Source organism: Mycobacterium sp. IDUB_28 (assembly GCF_055419285.1).
This window is the reverse complement of the sequence record NZ_JBVAXK010000001.1, coordinates 691,069-707,106: the sequence shown is the minus strand read 5'-3', so window position 1 is coordinate 707,106 and position 16,038 is coordinate 691,069. Positions and strand designations below refer to the sequence as shown.

Annotated in this window: 13 protein-coding genes; 3 read left to right on the top strand and 10 right to left on the bottom strand. The window is 63.4% G+C overall.

The genetic code is table 11. From position 1 onward, the window contains the following. Nucleotides 1–195: 195 nt before the first annotated feature. From ACZYZ9_RS03285 to ACZYZ9_RS03240, 10 genes are all read right to left on the bottom strand, one after another. Entirely contained in the window at nt 196–756 is a 561-nt protein-coding gene (locus ACZYZ9_RS03285) for a hypothetical protein (protein ID WP_463824757.1), read from the bottom strand. 14 nt (nt 757–770) lie between these two features. Continuing rightward, on the bottom strand, nt 771–2,108 hold the full coding sequence (locus ACZYZ9_RS03280) for an FAD-binding oxidoreductase (protein ID WP_463824756.1): 1,338 nt from the start codon (nt 2,106–2,108) through the stop codon (nt 771–773). Next, nucleotides 2,095–4,809 carry a cytochrome b5 domain-containing protein gene (locus ACZYZ9_RS03275; protein ID WP_463824755.1) on the bottom strand — a complete coding sequence of 905 codons (2,715 nt, stop codon included), beginning with the start codon at nt 4,807–4,809 and terminating at the stop codon, nt 2,095–2,097. The genes ACZYZ9_RS03280 and ACZYZ9_RS03275 overlap by 14 nt, the downstream gene beginning before the upstream one ends. Nucleotides 4,810–5,648: 839 nt before the next feature. Next, entirely contained in the window at nt 5,649–6,824 is a 1,176-nt protein-coding gene (locus tag ACZYZ9_RS03270; protein WP_463824754.1) for a CaiB/BaiF CoA transferase family protein, read from the bottom strand. A gap of 168 nt (nt 6,825–6,992) precedes the next feature. Next, nucleotides 6,993–7,928, bottom strand: a complete 936-nt coding sequence (locus ACZYZ9_RS03265; RefSeq protein ID WP_463824753.1) for a LysR family transcriptional regulator — start codon at nt 7,926–7,928, stop codon at nt 6,993–6,995. Between the two features lie 81 nt (nt 7,929–8,009). Continuing rightward, nucleotides 8,010–8,462, bottom strand: a complete 453-nt coding sequence (locus tag ACZYZ9_RS03260) for a DUF4395 domain-containing protein (RefSeq protein ID WP_463824752.1) — start codon at nt 8,460–8,462, stop codon at nt 8,010–8,012. Further along, a complete protein-coding gene (locus tag ACZYZ9_RS03255; protein ID WP_463824751.1) occupies nt 8,462–8,902 on the bottom strand; it encodes a thioredoxin family protein in 441 nt (146 codons plus the stop codon). The genes ACZYZ9_RS03260 and ACZYZ9_RS03255 overlap by 1 nt, the downstream gene beginning before the upstream one ends. Before the next feature lie 35 nt (nt 8,903–8,937). Beyond that, the gene (gene cysE, locus ACZYZ9_RS03250; protein ID WP_463824750.1) at nt 8,938–9,621 is read right to left on the bottom strand and encodes a serine O-acetyltransferase; all 684 of its coding nucleotides are present in this window, start codon (nt 9,619–9,621) and stop codon (nt 8,938–8,940) included. Between the two features lie 2 nt (nt 9,622–9,623). After that, nucleotides 9,624–10,556, bottom strand: a complete 933-nt coding sequence (cysK, locus tag ACZYZ9_RS03245) for a cysteine synthase A (protein WP_463824749.1) — start codon at nt 10,554–10,556, stop codon at nt 9,624–9,626. Beyond that, nucleotides 10,553–11,833 (bottom strand): thioester domain-containing protein, encoded by a 1,281-nt coding sequence (locus tag ACZYZ9_RS03240; RefSeq protein ID WP_463824748.1) that lies wholly within the window; start codon nt 11,831–11,833, stop codon nt 10,553–10,555. The genes cysK and ACZYZ9_RS03240 overlap by 4 nt, the downstream gene beginning before the upstream one ends. Nucleotides 11,834–12,214: 381 nt before the next feature. Here ACZYZ9_RS03240 and ACZYZ9_RS03235 point away from each other — a divergent pair, with 381 nt between their 5' ends. The 3 genes from ACZYZ9_RS03235 to ACZYZ9_RS03225 all read left to right on the top strand — a co-directional run bounded on the left by ACZYZ9_RS03235 (nt 12,215) and on the right by ACZYZ9_RS03225 (nt 16,036). After that, a complete protein-coding gene (locus ACZYZ9_RS03235) occupies nt 12,215–13,162 on the top strand; it encodes a family 2A encapsulin nanocompartment shell protein (protein ID WP_463824747.1) in 948 nt (315 codons plus the stop codon). Next, nucleotides 13,149–15,032 carry a family 2A encapsulin nanocompartment cargo protein cysteine desulfurase gene (locus ACZYZ9_RS03230; RefSeq protein ID WP_463824746.1) on the top strand — a complete coding sequence of 628 codons (1,884 nt, stop codon included), beginning with the start codon at nt 13,149–13,151 and terminating at the stop codon, nt 15,030–15,032. The genes ACZYZ9_RS03235 and ACZYZ9_RS03230 overlap by 14 nt, the downstream gene beginning before the upstream one ends. Before the next feature lie 236 nt (nt 15,033–15,268). Beyond that, on the top strand, nt 15,269–16,036 hold the full coding sequence (locus ACZYZ9_RS03225; protein ID WP_463824745.1) for an MlaE family ABC transporter permease: 768 nt from the start codon (nt 15,269–15,271) through the stop codon (nt 16,034–16,036). Nucleotides 16,037–16,038 lie beyond the last annotated feature (2 nt).

The following is a 16,038-nucleotide window of genomic DNA, read 5'->3' as shown; positions in this document are numbered from 1 at the left end:
TTGCAGCACAGACACGTCGGACGATGCCGCGATCTCGATCCGCACTGTACGAGAGTGCCCGACGTGTCGACTCCCGTCGGTACGTTAACGCCCCGTAGGGCTGGTCAGCGCCGAAACCTTCTGAATCGTCGTCGAATTGAACCTATCCGGTGCAATTCGAGTGAACGACACGGCGGCGGCGCGGGCGAGTCTTCCTCAGATCACCCACGATTCGCCCAGCAGATGATATTCCTCGACAGGATCGTTGGGGCCGATCAGGCGGACATAGCTTTCCGGCTCATCGCAGTACGTCTCGACAATCGACACCTCGGGCACCTTGAAGCCGAAGTCGCCGTCCAGATCGGTGTGCAGAATTTGGAAGGTGATCGTCACCATGCACAATTTTTCCAAGCCCGCGTCACTGTTGGCGAACAGAACCATTTGTGAAACACGGCCGCTCGGATGCCGTGGCGGTTGACGACCGTTCGTGTATTCATCTTCGATGTCGTAGTAACCGGGGAACCAGGCGTTGGTGTGAACACCCATCTGCAGCAGGAGGTTCATCATCGGTATTCCGACGAAGCGTGCCGCGAATTCGTACGGCGCGTGCGGCAGCCGCTTGCGGTGGACGTGCGTGTACTGCTCGTCCGCCCAGAGAAAGTCGTGGTATTCCCTGCAGTAGTCAAGGAATTTGCTCTGCCGGAAATCTTCCAAGCCCTTTTCGAGGGCCGACTGCATGAGGCCTTCAAAGGTTGAATAGAAGTGGGTGGCGTTCACAGCATGGTGCCTTTCTAGATGTCGGCGAACTGTCTGTTGCCGCTGAATCGTTGGTGCGGATCAAATCTGAGTTTCAGTTCGGCCAGCCTTGTGTAGTTGCCGGCGTAGATCGCGCGCGCATCGCCGCTTCCGTAATTTTGGTAAAGCGCCTTGCCTAACAGGTAGGGCGACATCGCCTGCCAGAAATCGTCGGCATACCGCACATGGCGCGCAGATTCCTGTCCGCGCGACCACGCCGAACAAATGAGGAGGTTGTAGGCCGCATCTCGATGGGGGAAAGCAGTTTCCGATGATGCGACGCGGTTGATCTGTCCGCCCACGTGCTCCAGTGAAACCAGACTTTGTGGCGACGTAATCTGCGTCAAGTTCTCTATGAGGGTTTTCGTCGCCGTGCTGGTCAGCGATCCCTCACCCAGGTAGCCGGCACGCCAATAGTATTGCCCGCCATGCGGCACATCATTGTCGAGCATGCTTTGCAACGCCGAGTAACGCACCAGGCCGATTTGGTCCCGGATGGGCGTGCCGAGCGAGCGCAGGCACCCAGCCAACCGGTCGTTGTCCCCGGCGGAAAGGCTGGACAGCAGCGTCAGCACACAAGCGAACTCACCGTCGAGATGCATGAAATAGAGATAGAGCGTCACGTCATCGTTGCAACCCTGGGTGAAGTCCCGATAGAAATCGAGGATCGTCGCTGCGTCTGCGATCGGAAATGCAATCGATCCGCCGAACACGTCCGGTCCCACGTCATGCAGTGCGTACTTGAACGAGGTGACGATGCCGAAGTTCCCGCCGCCGCCGCGGATCGCCCAGAACAAGTCTGCGTGGGTGTCGCGATCTGTGCGGATGTAATCCCCTTGGGCGGTAACCACATTCGCCGCCAGAAGGTTGTCCGAGGCGAGGCCGTGGCTGCGCGACAGCCAACCGTAGCCACCGCCCAGGGTGAGACCCGATATGCCCGTATGTGAAACGGTGCCGAGCGGCGTCGCTAGGCCGAATTGCTGTGTTTCATTGTCGAGTTCGTTTCCCAGCAGGCCCGCTTCAGCCCACGCCGTTTTGGCCTCCCGCGCAACGACAACTCCCTTGAGGCCGCTCAAGTCGACAACGATTCCCCCGTCGATCATGGCGTGTCCGGCGACGCTGTGTCCGCCGCCCCGCACCGCAATCTGAAGCTCCTGCGCATTGGCGAAACGCACTGTCTCGACGACGTCGGACACGCCGCGGCATTGAATGATCGCACCCGGATGTTTGTCGATCCGACCGTTCCAGATCCGTCGTGCCGAGTCGTAGTCTTTGTCGCCCGGCACGAGCAGGCGGCCCCGAAGTTTTCCCCGCAAATGTTCAACGCTCGGCATGCGTTGACCTGCCGAATCGGAGGGTGTCAAAGCAACTCGCCGCGAATCGCCCCAGCACGTCGTGGATCTGCACGGCAGCATCCTCGGCGACAGTGGTGGCGCCGTCGGGTTCGGCGTACGCGCGCCGCAGTACGTCGCAAAGCCGCAGCGTCAGCATTCGGCCATAATCTTCGTACGTGGCGACACAGCAGGCTAAATAGTCTGCCCACCGCTCAAGCGAATCCGGATCTGCCATACATCGCTTGATGAAGTCGATGGTTTCCTTGTGCTGCGTCGTGCACATATCCGTCAGGGCGGAGAGACGTTGGGAATCGATTCCCAGCTGCTCCGCAAGTTCCTGACCCCACATAGTGGTTTCCGGCCACAGTTCGAGCGCGTTCGATAGACCACAAGCCTGCACGTAGAGATCCGCTTCATTGTTACGCAGCACCTCGGCCTGCGTGACCGCGAATGCGTTGGTGTAGCGGACCACTTTATAAATGAATGCCGTCAGCGGTTGCAGGGTAGTCGGCATCGGCACAGCTGTGCCTTCGACAAACACGTCGGGCATCCCGAGCGTCTTCGCCGCATTCCCATGCGCGATCTCGAACTCCCTGGTGATGTCGGTGCCGGCCAGCATTGACAAGATCGTGTCGCCGCCGAGGTGAATTGCGAGAAATGACGTGATGTTGAGCACTTTGCTTTTGCAAATGACGCGCACTCGACGGCGTGGGTCGGTTGCGGTAGCAATATCCCACGGATAGAAGCGTGCATTCGGTACGACCGGACTGGAATCCACCTGCACGCAGAAGTTCAGGCGACGCTCTTCCCGCAATCGCCGCATCGTGTCGTCAACCAGGGCTGAGTGCAGTCCAATGGCATGACGCAGTGCGGCATGGATTCGGCGCACGAACGCGGTACCGCCGAGCACGTACACGTGGGCCCCGCAATCGAGCAATCGCTGCAGGTCTCGAGCCTCACGCGGAAGTACGACAGAGAGGTCCCGGTGGGGTTGAATCGTCGTGCCGAGGTTCACCATCGGGAGAAGATCGCGGGGAATTTCCGCGCCTTCCAGGAAGATGGCCGGCGTGCTCGCATACTCGTGACGTGCAATGGCCAGCGCAATGCCCACGCAGCTCAGGTCGGCGAAGACGACGACAGGCGCCGGCCGCTTGGGCGGACGGCAAAATGCGCTGGGGCGCCGCTCAACTGAACGGACCCGTCCGACCTCGATCGGATCGGGTAGCCAGAAGAAGGTTCTGCCATTTTCGCGATCTTCGGACACGAAATTTGCCAGCACCGACACCGATGTCCCGTCGTCGCGTTCGACAGCGATCTCGGCACGGTCGCCCGGCAGCCAGCCGAGGTCACGCGACGGCAACGCCAAGAGTTGGGCATTCCCATGGCAGGTGGGCGACACCTCGAAGGGGAGATGATTTCGCCGTGGCCCACTCAGCCGTTCGTTGGCGCTGACCCGTAGGTGCCGGTTTGCAAGTTCCCAGCCCGGCGTCGCTGCAGTGCCTTCGATTCCACCGTTGCTTCTTTCGCGACCGCTGAGAATCGCTTGATACGAATACGCGAATACCTTCCGGTGATGTGACTGGAAAAAGTATCCATAACTCTGACAGAGGAAGTGGTAGGCCTCGTCCAGTTGAGCGCACTCCGCACGATGTTCAGCGACGTATTCGGAAACAGGCATTTCACCGACAGCGGCGACGAGCTGTTGCCAGGCGGGTGGCAACATCGCTCTGGTCCGAATCATGATCTGGCCGAGGAACGAGTCGTATTTCGTGCGACCGATGAGCTGATCCATCACATGCCAGGCAGGGGAGAACAATCCCGAGAAGCCTTCTTCGCCCTCCGACATGGCGGCAGTCCAGCGGGCAGTGGTGTTGCCCCATTCGATGGCACTGACTCGGGTGTCAGCCGAAGCAAGAACGTCTTCGACAATCGATTGCCAAAGTTGTGCCAGCCGAACCAGTTCGGCCGCCACCCGTGCGTGATCGTGTGCCCGCATCGCGCGCTGCAACTCGAGTGGCGCGCTGACCCCTGGGAAACGAGAACAGATTTCGACCACAGAGAACCAGAATCGGTGCTCGGTGCGGGTTGCGAAGAACGGAACCAGCAACTTCGCGTTGTCCCCGGTGATGTTGTTCGATGCGTAGGGCGCACCCGTGGCGCAGACGAAGTTGGCGACGAACAGATCGCTCTCCACGCAAGATCGGTGCCGGCCCATCCGGCGCCAGACCGCCTCCCATGGCTCGATGATTTGTCGGCGGATCGGGTCGAGCACATTGTCGCCCGCGGCCGTAATCTGGCGCCGCAATGCCGCACTGGCATCCTGACCGCTTTCGAACATCTCTTGCCAGGAATATTTGAAGCCAAGAGCCAGAACGCCCAGAACCATGTTGGCGCGAACCAGGTATTGGTCGGGCAAGTCGGCCGGATCCAAGACGGGTAGGTCGACCAGCTGCTTACACACTCGTCCGGCTCGATACCAGTCCGGTATCTGTTGCACGTACTCATCCCATACGGACCACTGCGCAGGGAGGCCCTGGGGCATCGGTGCGTGCGGGAAGAAATTGTGTGTTTCACTCACAAATCCACGGTGACCATAGATGTCGAGTTCGCAGGTACGCAATAGCTGCTCGATGGGAGTAGCCGCTGGCTCGACATTCGCCAGCGTAAAGGCACGGTCTTCGACTGAAGATGAAATGATCATCTCTTTTCTTCCTTTTAGCTGCTATTGGGCAAGCCAACATCGCTTGTCCCCGGAACGCTTTTTACTAGATGCTCTGCGGACGCTTTATGTGCGACCGCCCGCGGTTTCTTCAATAATCACGCGATTGGTGAGAATGATCGACTGGTGAAACACTCCGCATCCATTCGACCGGGAGGACGAACCACCCAGACGGTCCTCGCGCCATGACCTCCAGGGGATAATAAGTGCAGTTCAAGCCATGTTTTGTCAACGGTACTCGGGCACCCGCACAGCCAGGAGCCGGTTTCTGCCCGACTGGGAATCCGCGCGGGTAGAGGGGGATACAGCTACGCCAGGGCTAATGGACCCACACCTCCTAATGGTGATGCATCGACCGACGGTAAAGGCAAACATCACGCCACGTAGCCACAACAAACCTCCGATTCGTCAAAGCTATCGTGGTACGCGACTCGGGAAACGCGAGACGATCATGTGACGCATATCAACACTGCAGACGCATGGTACCCAGACGCACCCGATGTCGGGAGGAAATTCATTGAAATGACATTACATCCAGCGATGTATCCGGATTTAGAAATGTATTCGGTGATTGCATGGATCGACGCGCCCACGAGGTCGGTGACGAACCGGGAAGGACCGGCACGCCATTCCGGGGGACCGGTCGGCTCAGCGACTGGGCGACGTCGCTCGGCAGTCGATGACTGCGGCGAGCAACCGAATCCCGCGCTCGGTCTTCGCCCGGAAAATCGCGGCCGCCACGAGGACCACGACAACCCGGGCTGACGTGATCATTTCCTGCGCGGTGGTGACCAGACGGCTCAACCAACAGTCGGCTGCAGTCATTTCTTGGTTGCGTGCAGCGCAAGGTCGGTAAGCCAGTCACGGATCTCGTCGCTGTGCTCGCCTAGTCGCGGCGCTCTGGTTCGGTAGGTCACTGGTGTGGCGGACAGATTGATTGGGCTGGCCACTTGGCGGCCCACGTCGTCTCCATCGGCGGTGTTGCGGACCGGGCTCAATCCCAACTGTTCGGCTAGGGCAAAGGCTTGGGCGACGTTGTTGACCGCGCCGGCCGGAATTCCCTTCTTCAGCAGTACCGACGACCAGTACGCCGCCGAGTTGGTTGCCAGCGCGCGTTCCAATTGCTCCCGCAGGGCCGCCCTGTTGCGCACCCTCAGCTCATTGGTCCGAAACCGCTCATCCTGGGCCACATCCGCAAGCCCCCAGACATCGCGGAGCAGCCCGAACTGCTTGTCGTTGCAGATGGCCAGCACCAGCGTGCCCTTCGCGGTGGCGTAGCAGCCATAAGGCGCCATGCTTGCGTGACCATCACCCGAAGTGCGGGGAACCTGTTGTGCAACAACGTAACTGGTGGACTGGTCGGTCATGGCCGCCAAAATCACGGACAACAGGTTGACCTCAACGTGCTGCCCGCGCCCCGTAAGATCTCGATCGCGCAGTCCCGCCATGATCCCGACCGTTGCGAACATGCCCGCCAGCGAGCCCACCAGCGCAGCGCCGACATGCGTCGGTTGGTCGGAATCGGGTCCGGTGATGCTCATCAATCCGCCCAGCGCCTGGATTGATATGTCGTAGCCGGCCCACTGGGCCCCGGCGTTGGCGCCGAATGCCGAGATGCTGCAGTACACCAGGCCAGGATTCGCCCGGCGCACTGTGGGCTCGTCCAAGCCGAACCGGGCCATGACGCCGGGCCGGAAGTTCTCCACCAGCACGTCGGCGCGCTCAGCGAGAGTCCGGGCCAGATCGAGATCCTCGGATTGGCGCATGTCGAGGACGACGCTGCGCTTGTTGCGGTTCACGCCCAGGTGATAGGTGCTCTCGCCGTCGACAAATGGCGGACCCCAGACCCGAGTGTCATCGCCGCCCGGACGCTCCACTTTGACGATCGTGGCGCCGAGATCGCCGAGTGTCATGGTGCAGAACGGTCCGGCGAGAGCGTGCGAGAAGTCGGCCACCAGAAGCGACGAAAAGGGGCCAGTTGTGGAAGTCTCGCTCACTCGGTGATCTCCTGCGCTCGTTGACTCCGACCACCGTATGACGAGCACATCATCATGTCTAAGACAAAGTAAGACCACTAAAATATTCTGTAGATATAATACCGAATAGCGGGAACCCGCGAATCGCCCGCACCGAGAGCTACTTCAGCGGCAGGCCCGGCGCGCCAGTTACGTACTCAACTGGGGGTAGTGCTTTCCGAGGTCTTGCACGTAGCGCGGGGATGCCTGCAGTGTGACGTCCAGGAAACAGCGCACGGTCGGCGACCGGTCGACGGTGCGCCAGGCCAAGATCAGCGGGCGGTGTGGCAGCTCACCGGATAACGGAATGAAGCGCACATCCTTCCGATTGAGGTTGATGAAAGACGTTGGTAACAAAGCGATCCCGGCACCTGAGGCGACCAACGCCAGGATTGTCTGGATATGCTGCACTTCGTCGACGATCGGTGGGTCGATGTCATACATCCGGAACAGCTCGACGACGTCGGCGTAGGTGGTGGTTGCCGCGGCCCGGGTCCACAGGATGGTTGGTTCGTGGGCTAATTGTCTCGGGTCGATTCGCTCTTGATCGGCCAACGCGTGGTCCACGCAGACGACCGCGGCGAGCGGGTCGGCGATCAGCGTCTGGATGGTCAACGACGGTTCGTCGATCGGTCCCCGCAGGAATCCGACGTCGATGCGGTGATCCACGAGTTGCTCGACCTGCTCGACGTTACCCAGCTCGATGAGTTCGAGCTTGACGTCCGGATACTGCAGCCGATGAGCCCGCATGACATAGGCCAGGACGCCGTTCACTGCCGCCTGCATCGCACCGATGTAGACACAACCGAGCTGGCCGTTGGCGGCCCGTCGTGCCGCCGCGTACGCCCGCTTGGCGTAGGTGAGCGCAAGGCGTGCCTCGGCGAAGAGCGCCTCCCCCGCGTCGGTGAGCTCGATGGGACGGCGCGACCGGTCGAATAACTCGGTGCCCAGCCGACGTTCCAGTTTTTGGATCTGTTGGCTCAACGGTGGCTGGGCGATATGCAGCCGCCGGGCGGCATTGCCGAAGTGGCGTTCCTCCGCGACAGCCACGAATAGACGGAGCAATCGCAACTCAGGCTCGTCCATATTCCGAGAATATAAGAGCTGATTGGATATAGCTTCAAAATTAAAAACACCGTCGAATCTCGGTGTGTCGCGCAGCGCGCTCTACGCAGCGGGGGCGCGGCGCCAGCGCGCCACCATCGGGTACAGCTGGCAGCCGAGGCAGATGCCGAAAGCTGCGTTGAGAAACGCAGCGAATAAGGCGAACCCGGTGGCGATCACGCCCAGCAGCGAGATCCCGGCGGCGAACCCGATCACCCCGGCGACGGCGAACACCAGCCCGACCACTTGGGCAAACTTCAACGGCGGCACGGGTTCCCGTTCACTGGCCGGGCTGAGCCGGGGCGCCACCACCTTGGCGAACACCAATCCGTACGGAGAATTTCGCGGACCGCGTACCGCGCTCACCGCAAAGACGATCGCTTGCAGGCCGAGCAGGACGGCCGCGGCGGGTTGACTGAACACCGAGACCACCAGCGTCGCCACCAGCACCGTGCTGGTGACCCATGCGGCGAAACGCGGCCCGCGGACATCCACGTGGTTGACATCGGGGGACATCAACTGTTCCTCTCCTGATCGACGGTCATCAGCGGGCGCAGAGCCGACTGCAGGTCGGCGGCTTTCGGAACACCCGCGCTGCGATATTGTTGCCGGCCAAACGCGTCGAAGATGAACGTAGTCGGCAACGACAACACCGAAAGGCGTTTGGCAGCAACGGGATTCTGGTCGATGTCGAGCTCGATATGGGCCACCTCGGGCAATTCCGCGCACACCTGGTCGACCACCCGCCGTACCGCAGCGCACGGGCCGCACCACTCGGCACTGAAGTGCACCACCGTCGGCCCGGTGTCGGACAGGCCCAGGTCCGAATTGTCCTGGTCGTCGGCAGCAGCGGCCTTGCGCACCACCCCGGATCGGCGGTTGACCGCAACTCCGATAACGCTGGCACCCCCCAGAGCCGCGACAACCGCGATGCTTGCGATTACAACCGAACTCACTTGTGCACCAACACTTTCACCGACGCAACGGTCCCCTAGATCGAGAAATCCTCGCCGTACCAGACGCCGGCCTCGGGGGGCCGGATGACGCGCTCGGTCGCGGCTCCGTTGGATTTGCCTTCCAACCGGGACACCCGGGTGAGCAGCGACTTGAGGCTGACGCCGACCAGGTCGGGCAGCTTCGATTCGTCCTCGCTGGCCGGCCCGGGTCGGCTCACGATCTGGCCGGGCACTCCGACGACCACCGCGCTGGCCGGGACCTCCTTGACGACGACGGAGTTGGCGCCGATCCGGCTGTCGTCACCAATCTTGATGGCGCCGAGCACTTTTGCTCCCGCGCCGATGGTGACCCGATCACCGATGGTGGGGTGACGTTTGCCGGTTTCGCTGCCGGTGCCACCCAGGGTGACCCCGTGGAAAATCGTGACGTCCTCGCCGATTTCCGCGGTTTCCCCGATCACCACCCCGGTTGCGTGGTCGATGAACAGCCCGGGTCCGAGCACGGCGCCGGGATGGATGTCCACACCGGTCAGGATGCGGTTCAGTTCGGCCAGTGTCCGGGCCGCCAGTCGCCGGCCGCGCCGCCACAGCCAGTGCGTGATCCGGTGTCCCCACACGGCGTGGACGCCCGGGTAGGCGAAGACGACCTCCAGCACGGTGGGGTTGGCCGGGTCGCGTTCCCGGGCCGCCTGGATGTCGCGCCGGATAGCCGCCAACATGACTAGTCGCTCAGATCCTTGAACAGCACCGTGCTCAGGTACCGCTCGCCGATCGATGGCAGGACGACCACGATCAGCTTGCCGGCGTTCTCCGGTCGCCGGGCCAGGTCGAGGGCCGCGGCCACCGCGGCGCCCGACGAGATGCCGACCAACAGCCCCTCTTCCCTGGCCAGGCGTCGGGCCAGGTTCAACGCGTCGTCGTTGTCGACGGTGACCACCTCGTCGACCAGACCCATATCCAGCACCGGCGGCACGAAGCCGGCGCCGATGCCCTGGATGGGGTGCGGTCCCTTCTGGCCACCGGACAGCACCGGCGATGCGGCCGGTTCGACGGCGACGAACTGCACCGACGGCTTGCGCTCCTTGATGGTCTGTGCCACACCGGTGATGGTGCCGCCGGTGCCGACCCCGGAGACGAAGATGTCGATCTTGCCGTCGGTGTCTTTCCACACTTCTTCGGCGGTGGTGACCGCGTGTACTGCCGGGTTGGCCGGGTTTTCGAACTGCTGCGGGATGAAGTACCGCTGATCGCTTTTAGCCAGTTCCTCGGCCTTGGCGATGGCCCCGGGCATGCCCTCGGAACCAGGCGTGAGGATGAGGTCGGCGCCGTAGGCGCGCAACAGGATTCGGCGCTCGATGCTCATGGTCTCCGGCATGGTCAGCACCAGCTTGTAGCCACGGGCAGCGGCGACCATCGCGAGCGCGATCCCGGTGTTCCCACTCGTGGGCTCGAGGATGATGGTGTCCTCGTTGATCAGGCCGGCCTTCTCGGCCGCGTCGATCATCGCCACGCCGATGCGGTCTTTCACACTGCCGGCCGGGTTGAACGACTCCAGCTTGGCGACGACGTCGGCGACCGCGCCGTCGGTGACCCGGCGCAACCGGACCAGCGGCGTGTGGCCGATGAGTTGGGTGATGTTCTCGGCAATGGTCATCCACATTCTCCAACGGTGTCAGTGCGGGCCTGGCCGGCTTCCCAGGTGATGTCGAACTCCATTGTCACGTGCGAGGGGGTGGTCAAAGCAACCGGAGTCAGTCCCCGCGCGGGCCCGGCCACCGCCACCCCGGTCAGTACCCGTCCGCTGCCGTGATCAGACGTGGTTGCGTGCAGCGTTATTCCCGAGCGGCCCGGTGTGACCCGAACGTAGAAGTCGGTGCCTGGTCGGACCGCTCCGTCGATCACCGCGCCGAAGGCGTCGACGATCACCTGGCCGCTGCCGGCGGCCAAGGTGAGGGGTGCGCTCACCTGGAACGGGCCGACGAGCCCGCCCTGGGCCACTGCCTCGCCGTCGATCAAGGGTTCCTCGGCGTCCCGAAGCGCCGGGTAGGCCCCGGCGAGCAGGTAGTTGTACAGGTGGACGATGCGGTCGGCATTGCGGTAGTGACCGGACCCGGTCAGCCAGAAGTCGACGTGGTCGATCGCGGCTTCCGGTGCGGTGGTGAGTAGTCGGTAGTACCGGTAGCCGCGGGCGCCGCGGCCGTGGCGGTGGCTGGAGGTGGTGCTGCCAACCCCGAGGGTGCGCTCGTAGCGACCCTTGCCCGCGTCGGTGACCAGTGTCGATCCGGAGACGTCGTGCCACGTCAGGCCGTCGGCCGATTTTTGCAGCGTCACGGTGACGGGGGAGTCGGACGCGGTCCACAGCGCATACCCACCGAGCTGGGGCTGGCCGTCGAACTCGAACGTCAGCGTCGAATCCGGACCGCGGTGCACCGCGGTGGGTGCGTTCAACGGTCGGGTGTCCAGGGCCATGCCGTTGGTGAAATGCCAGATCGCGGCCTGGGTTCCTGCGATGGCCTCGTGTTCGCTGATGTTGGCCGCTCCCAAGGGATATCCGGCCCGGCGCAGTCGGTCACTCAGTTCGGACACTGCCAAAACCGGGAAGGAGTGCCGCAGGATCCAGGCGACTTCGGCCTCGCAGCCCCGGGTGTGCAGATGCGGCAATGCCGACCAGGCGCCCAGCCGGTAGGGCGACGGGTGGTACGGAGAGATTCCGGCGAAGTCCAACGAGTACGCCTGCAGGCCGGGATTGAGCCGGATCAGGTCGGTACGTGCGGAGGTGCCGTCACTGAACACGATTCTGTCGACGGTGTGTGAATAGGTACCGCCGCGGTAGCGCGTCATGCGGGTGGGCGCGTCGGCCGGCCGCACCCGGACGCGCCTGCGGGTTGTCACACGCGCCAGCGCACGATCGGGGATGGACACAACGGTCATGGGGACTTGTTCTTCCTGGAAGGTGGCGCGCCTCACACCGAGGAGGTGAGCCCTCCGGGCGGTGGCTGCGGCGATTACTGAGCGGTCAGCGGGCGTCAGAAATCAACAGGAACAACAACAGATCACGGCGATGCAGCGCGTGCGGACAAAACGCAGCTGGTCGGCCTGTTGCATGCGTCCCACTATAAAGCATCGACAAATCGGCCAGGCTGGGAACAATCTGGGAAACCAGCCCAGAGTCGGTTCGGCTCAGTCGAGGTTTAACTCTATGTCGCGGCGTCGCCATCTGCCTACTCTCGGCAGGCATTCACGCAACTTGTGAGGCATGATGGCTCTGCTCGATACCCGGCGCAGCTCTGATCACGCATGGAAAGGACGACGATGGCCGCTTCTACTCAGGGGTCGGATCCCGGAGCACAGAACGAATCCCAGGCCCTCGGCGACCTTGCGGCACGCCAGCTTGCCAACGCCACCAAGACGGTCCCGCAGCTGGCGACGATCACGCCGCGCTGGCTGCTGCATCTGCTGAGCTGGGTGCCCGTCGAAGCCGGTATCTACCGCGTGAACCGGGTGGTCAATCCGGAGCGGGTCGCGATCAAAGCGGAGGCCGGTGCCAGTATTGATGAACCGCTACCGGAGACCTACGTCGACTACGAGATCAGTCCGCGCGAGTACACGCTGCGCAGCATCTCCACGCTGCTGGACGTCCACACCCGGGTGTCCGACCTCTACTCCAGCCCACACGACCAGATCGCGCAGCAGCTGCGACTGACCATCGAGACCATCAAGGAGCGCCAGGAGTCCGAGCTGGTGAACAACCCCGAGTACGGGTTGCTGGCCCAGGTGACTCCGGAGCAGACCATCCAGACCCGGGGCGGTCGGCCCACGCCGGACGACCTGGACTCGCTGATCACCAAAGTCTGGAAGACTCCGAGCTTCTTCCTCGCGCACCCGCTGGGCATCGCCGCGTTCGGCCGCGAGGCCACCCGCCGTGGCGTGCCGCCGGTGGTCGTGAGCCTGTTCGGCGCGCAGTTCATCACCTGGCGCGGTATTCCGCTCATCCCGTCGGACAAGGTCCCGGTCGAGGACGGCAAGACGCAAATCATCCTGGCCCGCACCGGTGAGGAGCGCCAGGGTGTGGTCGGCCTGTTCCAGCCCGGCCTGGTCGGCGAGCAGGCGCCGGGCTTGTCGGTCCGGTTCACCGGCATCAACAAGTCGGCGATCGCTACTTACCTGGTCACCCTGTACACGTCTTTGGCGGTCCTCACCGACGATGCGCTTGCCGTGCTCGACGACGTCGCCGTGGACCAGTTCCATGAGTACGAGTGAGTACCGTTCGGTAGACGCCGAAAGCGAGCTGCCAGTCAGCGCCACGGAACTCGCGGTGCTGGCAAGCCAGCTCTACGCGGCCAGCATCCGGCCGGGACCCGACAGTCCGCCGCAGACCGCCCCGGTCGCCCCGCGCGGCAACCTGCCCGACACGACGGCCGCGACCTCGGCCGGCCGGACCGCAGCCGGCACCTCCGACCCGCTCACCGCCGGCGTGCCTGCGATCGCGTTTTCCGACATCTACGTGCCGGCGCCGACATCACCCGGGCCGGAAGCCACCCCGCCGCAGACGGTGCCGGTGGCGCCGCGTGGCAACGTGCCGGACAGCACGGCGGGCCCGTCCGCGGGTGCGCCCGGTGTCGCGGTCGCCGACCCGTTCCTGCCGCCCGGTGTCGGCGACCTGAGCGCCTTTGCGGTGCCGACGGGCATCGTGCCGACCGTGCCCGGCGTGCTGGCCGGCGCTCCACCCAGCGTGCCGGTGGCCCCGCGCGGCTCGGCTCCCGGCTGGCACCCGCAGGCGCCGACGGTGGCCGACCTGGGCTGGTCGGACGCACCTGCGGCAGCGCCGACCGGTGACGAGGCCAACTACTACTTCCTGGCCATCCCGCGGGAGCCGGTGCCGCAAGTGCCGGACGACCACGAGGTCTTCGAGGTCAATGCGGTACGGGCCGACTTCCCGATCCTGCAGGAGACGGTCAACGGCAGACCGCTGATCTGGTTCGACAACGCGGCCACCACCCAGAAGCCGCAAGCGGTGATCGACCGGCTGGCGCACTTCTATGCCCACGAGAACTCCAACATCCACCGCGCCGCGCACGAGTTGGCCGCCCGTGCCACCGACGCCTACGAAGATGCCCGCGAGACGGTGCGACGATTCATCGGCGCTCCCCGGGTGGAACAGAACATCTTCGTGCGCGGCACCACCGAAGCGATCAACCTGGTGGCCTACGCGTGGGGTGGAAAACATCTGGGTCGCGGCGACGAGATCGTCATCACCCACCTCGAGCACCACGCCAATATCGTTCCGTGGCAGTTGCTTTCGCAGGCGACGGGTGCGGTGCTGAAGGTCGCCCCGGTGGACGAGGCCGGCAACCTGCTGCTGTCGGAGTTCGAGGATCTGCTCGGTCCGAAAACCAAACTGGTTGCGGTGACTCACGTTTCGAACGCACTCGGCACGGTCACACCGGTCGAGAAGATCGTCGAGCTGGGTCATCGGTACGGTGCCCGGGTGTTGATCGACGGCGCCCAGTCGATTCCCCACCTACCCATCGACGTCGCGGAGCTGGGCGTCGACTTCTTCGCGTTCTCCGGTCACAAGATCTTCGGTCCGACCGGCATCGGTGTGCTCTACGGCTCCGAGGAGGCTCTTGCCGAGACGCCGCCGTGGCAGGGCGGCGGCAACATGATCGCCGACGTCACCCTGGAGCGGTCGCTGTATCAGGGGCTGCCCAACAAGTTCGAGGCGGGCACCGGCAATATCGCCGACGCCGTCGGACTCGGGGCGGCGTTGCGCTATGTCGAGAAGGTGGGTGTCGAGCGCATCGCGGCCTACGAGCACGCCCTACTGGAGTACGCGACACCGCGCCTGGCCGACATTCCAGGCGTCCGGCTGATCGGCACCGCGCAGGAGAAAGCCAGCGTGCTGTCCTTCGTGCTGGCCGGGCACGAACCGCTCGAAGTCGGTAAAGCCTTGAACGCCGAGGGCATTGCGGTACGTGCCGGACATCACTGTGCCCAGCCGATTTTGCGGCGCTATGGTCTGGAGGCGACCGTGCGTCCCTCGTTCGCGTTCTACAACACCCGCGACGAGATCGATGTCTTTCTCAAGGCGGTGCGGCGCATCGCTGAGGGCGGTACGACCGTAGGCTGACCGGTGCGGGCTTCCGACCTTTGTTTCCGGGTGATTGCAAGTCTCGGAATCGATTTTCGATGCTCGTAAGCTGGCGGCATGTTTCTATCTGCAGCCAGGCGACCCAGTCTCGCCACTCCTGTGGATGGCGTTAACCCGTTGCCGTACAACGTATTACGACACTCTTTGATGTCCTTGACGGCGTCGGCGTAACCGCATGGACCGAATGCTCTGGTGGGTCGGGGGTGAGCCGAACGATGGACGCGGCAACCCTGGCTAGGCCGATGAACGCATTGGGCGGGTTCTTCTCGTTCTGCGCCGAGACATTTCTGGTGCTGGTCCGACGGCCATGGAACTGGCGCGAGATTCTGGAGCAGATCTGGTTCGTTGCCCGGGTGTCGATCTTTCCGACCATCATGTTGTCGATCCCGTACACGGTCCTCATCGTGTTCGTGCTGAATATCCTGCTCGTCGAGATCGGTGCCGGCGACCTTTCCGGCGCCGGTGCCGGGCTCGCGTCGGTGACCCAGGTGGGTCCGGTGGTCACCGCCATGGTCGTCTCCGGCGCCGGTTCGACCGCTATGTGCGCCGATCTGGGGGCCCGCAAGATTCGCGAGGAAATCGACGCGATGGCGGTGATCGGCGTCAACCCCATTCAGGCCCTGGTGGTTCCACGCCTGATCGCCGCGACGTTCGTTGCGGTGCTGCTGTTCTCATTGGTATCGGTTACCGGCCTGGTCGGCAGTTACATCTTCGTGGTGTACGTCCAGCACGTCACACCGGGGGCTTTCGTTGCCGGAATGACGCTGCTCGTCGGATTGCCACAGGTGGTCATCTCGCTGATCAAGGCGACGCTGTTCGGGATCTCCGCCGGTCTGATCGCTTGCTACAAGGGCCTTTCCGCCGGTGGCGGCCCGGCCGGTGTCGGCAGCGCCGTGAACGAAACCGTGGTGTTCTCCTTCATGGCACTGTTCTTCATCAACATCCTGACCACGGCGCTGGGTGTGAAAGTGACCGCCAAATGAGT

What these genes read in the sequence shown, in the direction of transcription:
- ACZYZ9_RS03260 (WP_463824752.1), bottom strand. Translation starts at nt 8,462, where the DNA reads ATGTCCCCCGATGTCAACCACGTGGATGTCCGCGGGCCGCGTTTCGCC.
- cysK (WP_463824749.1), bottom strand. Translation starts at nt 10,556, where the DNA reads ATGACCATTGCCGAGAACATCACCCAACTCATCGGCCACACGCCGCTG.
- ACZYZ9_RS03230 (WP_463824746.1), top strand. Translation starts at nt 13,149, where the DNA reads ATGAGTACGAGTGAGTACCGTTCGGTAGACGCCGAAAGCGAGCTGCCA.
- ACZYZ9_RS03225 (WP_463824745.1), top strand. Translation starts at nt 15,269, where the DNA reads ATGGACGCGGCAACCCTGGCTAGGCCGATGAACGCATTGGGCGGGTTC.
- ACZYZ9_RS03275 (WP_463824755.1), bottom strand. Translation starts at nt 4,809, where the DNA reads ATGATCATTTCATCTTCAGTCGAAGACCGTGCCTTTACGCTGGCGAAT.
- ACZYZ9_RS03265 (WP_463824753.1), bottom strand. Translation starts at nt 7,928, where the DNA reads ATGGACGAGCCTGAGTTGCGATTGCTCCGTCTATTCGTGGCTGTCGCG.
- ACZYZ9_RS03240 (WP_463824748.1), bottom strand. Translation starts at nt 11,833, where the DNA reads ATGACCGTTGTGTCCATCCCCGATCGTGCGCTGGCGCGTGTGACAACC.
- ACZYZ9_RS03280 (WP_463824756.1), bottom strand. Translation starts at nt 2,108, where the DNA reads ATGCCGAGCGTTGAACATTTGCGGGGAAAACTTCGGGGCCGCCTGCTC.
- ACZYZ9_RS03235 (WP_463824747.1), top strand. Translation starts at nt 12,215, where the DNA reads ATGGCCGCTTCTACTCAGGGGTCGGATCCCGGAGCACAGAACGAATCC.
- cysE (WP_463824750.1), bottom strand. Translation starts at nt 9,621, where the DNA reads ATGTTGGCGGCTATCCGGCGCGACATCCAGGCGGCCCGGGAACGCGAC.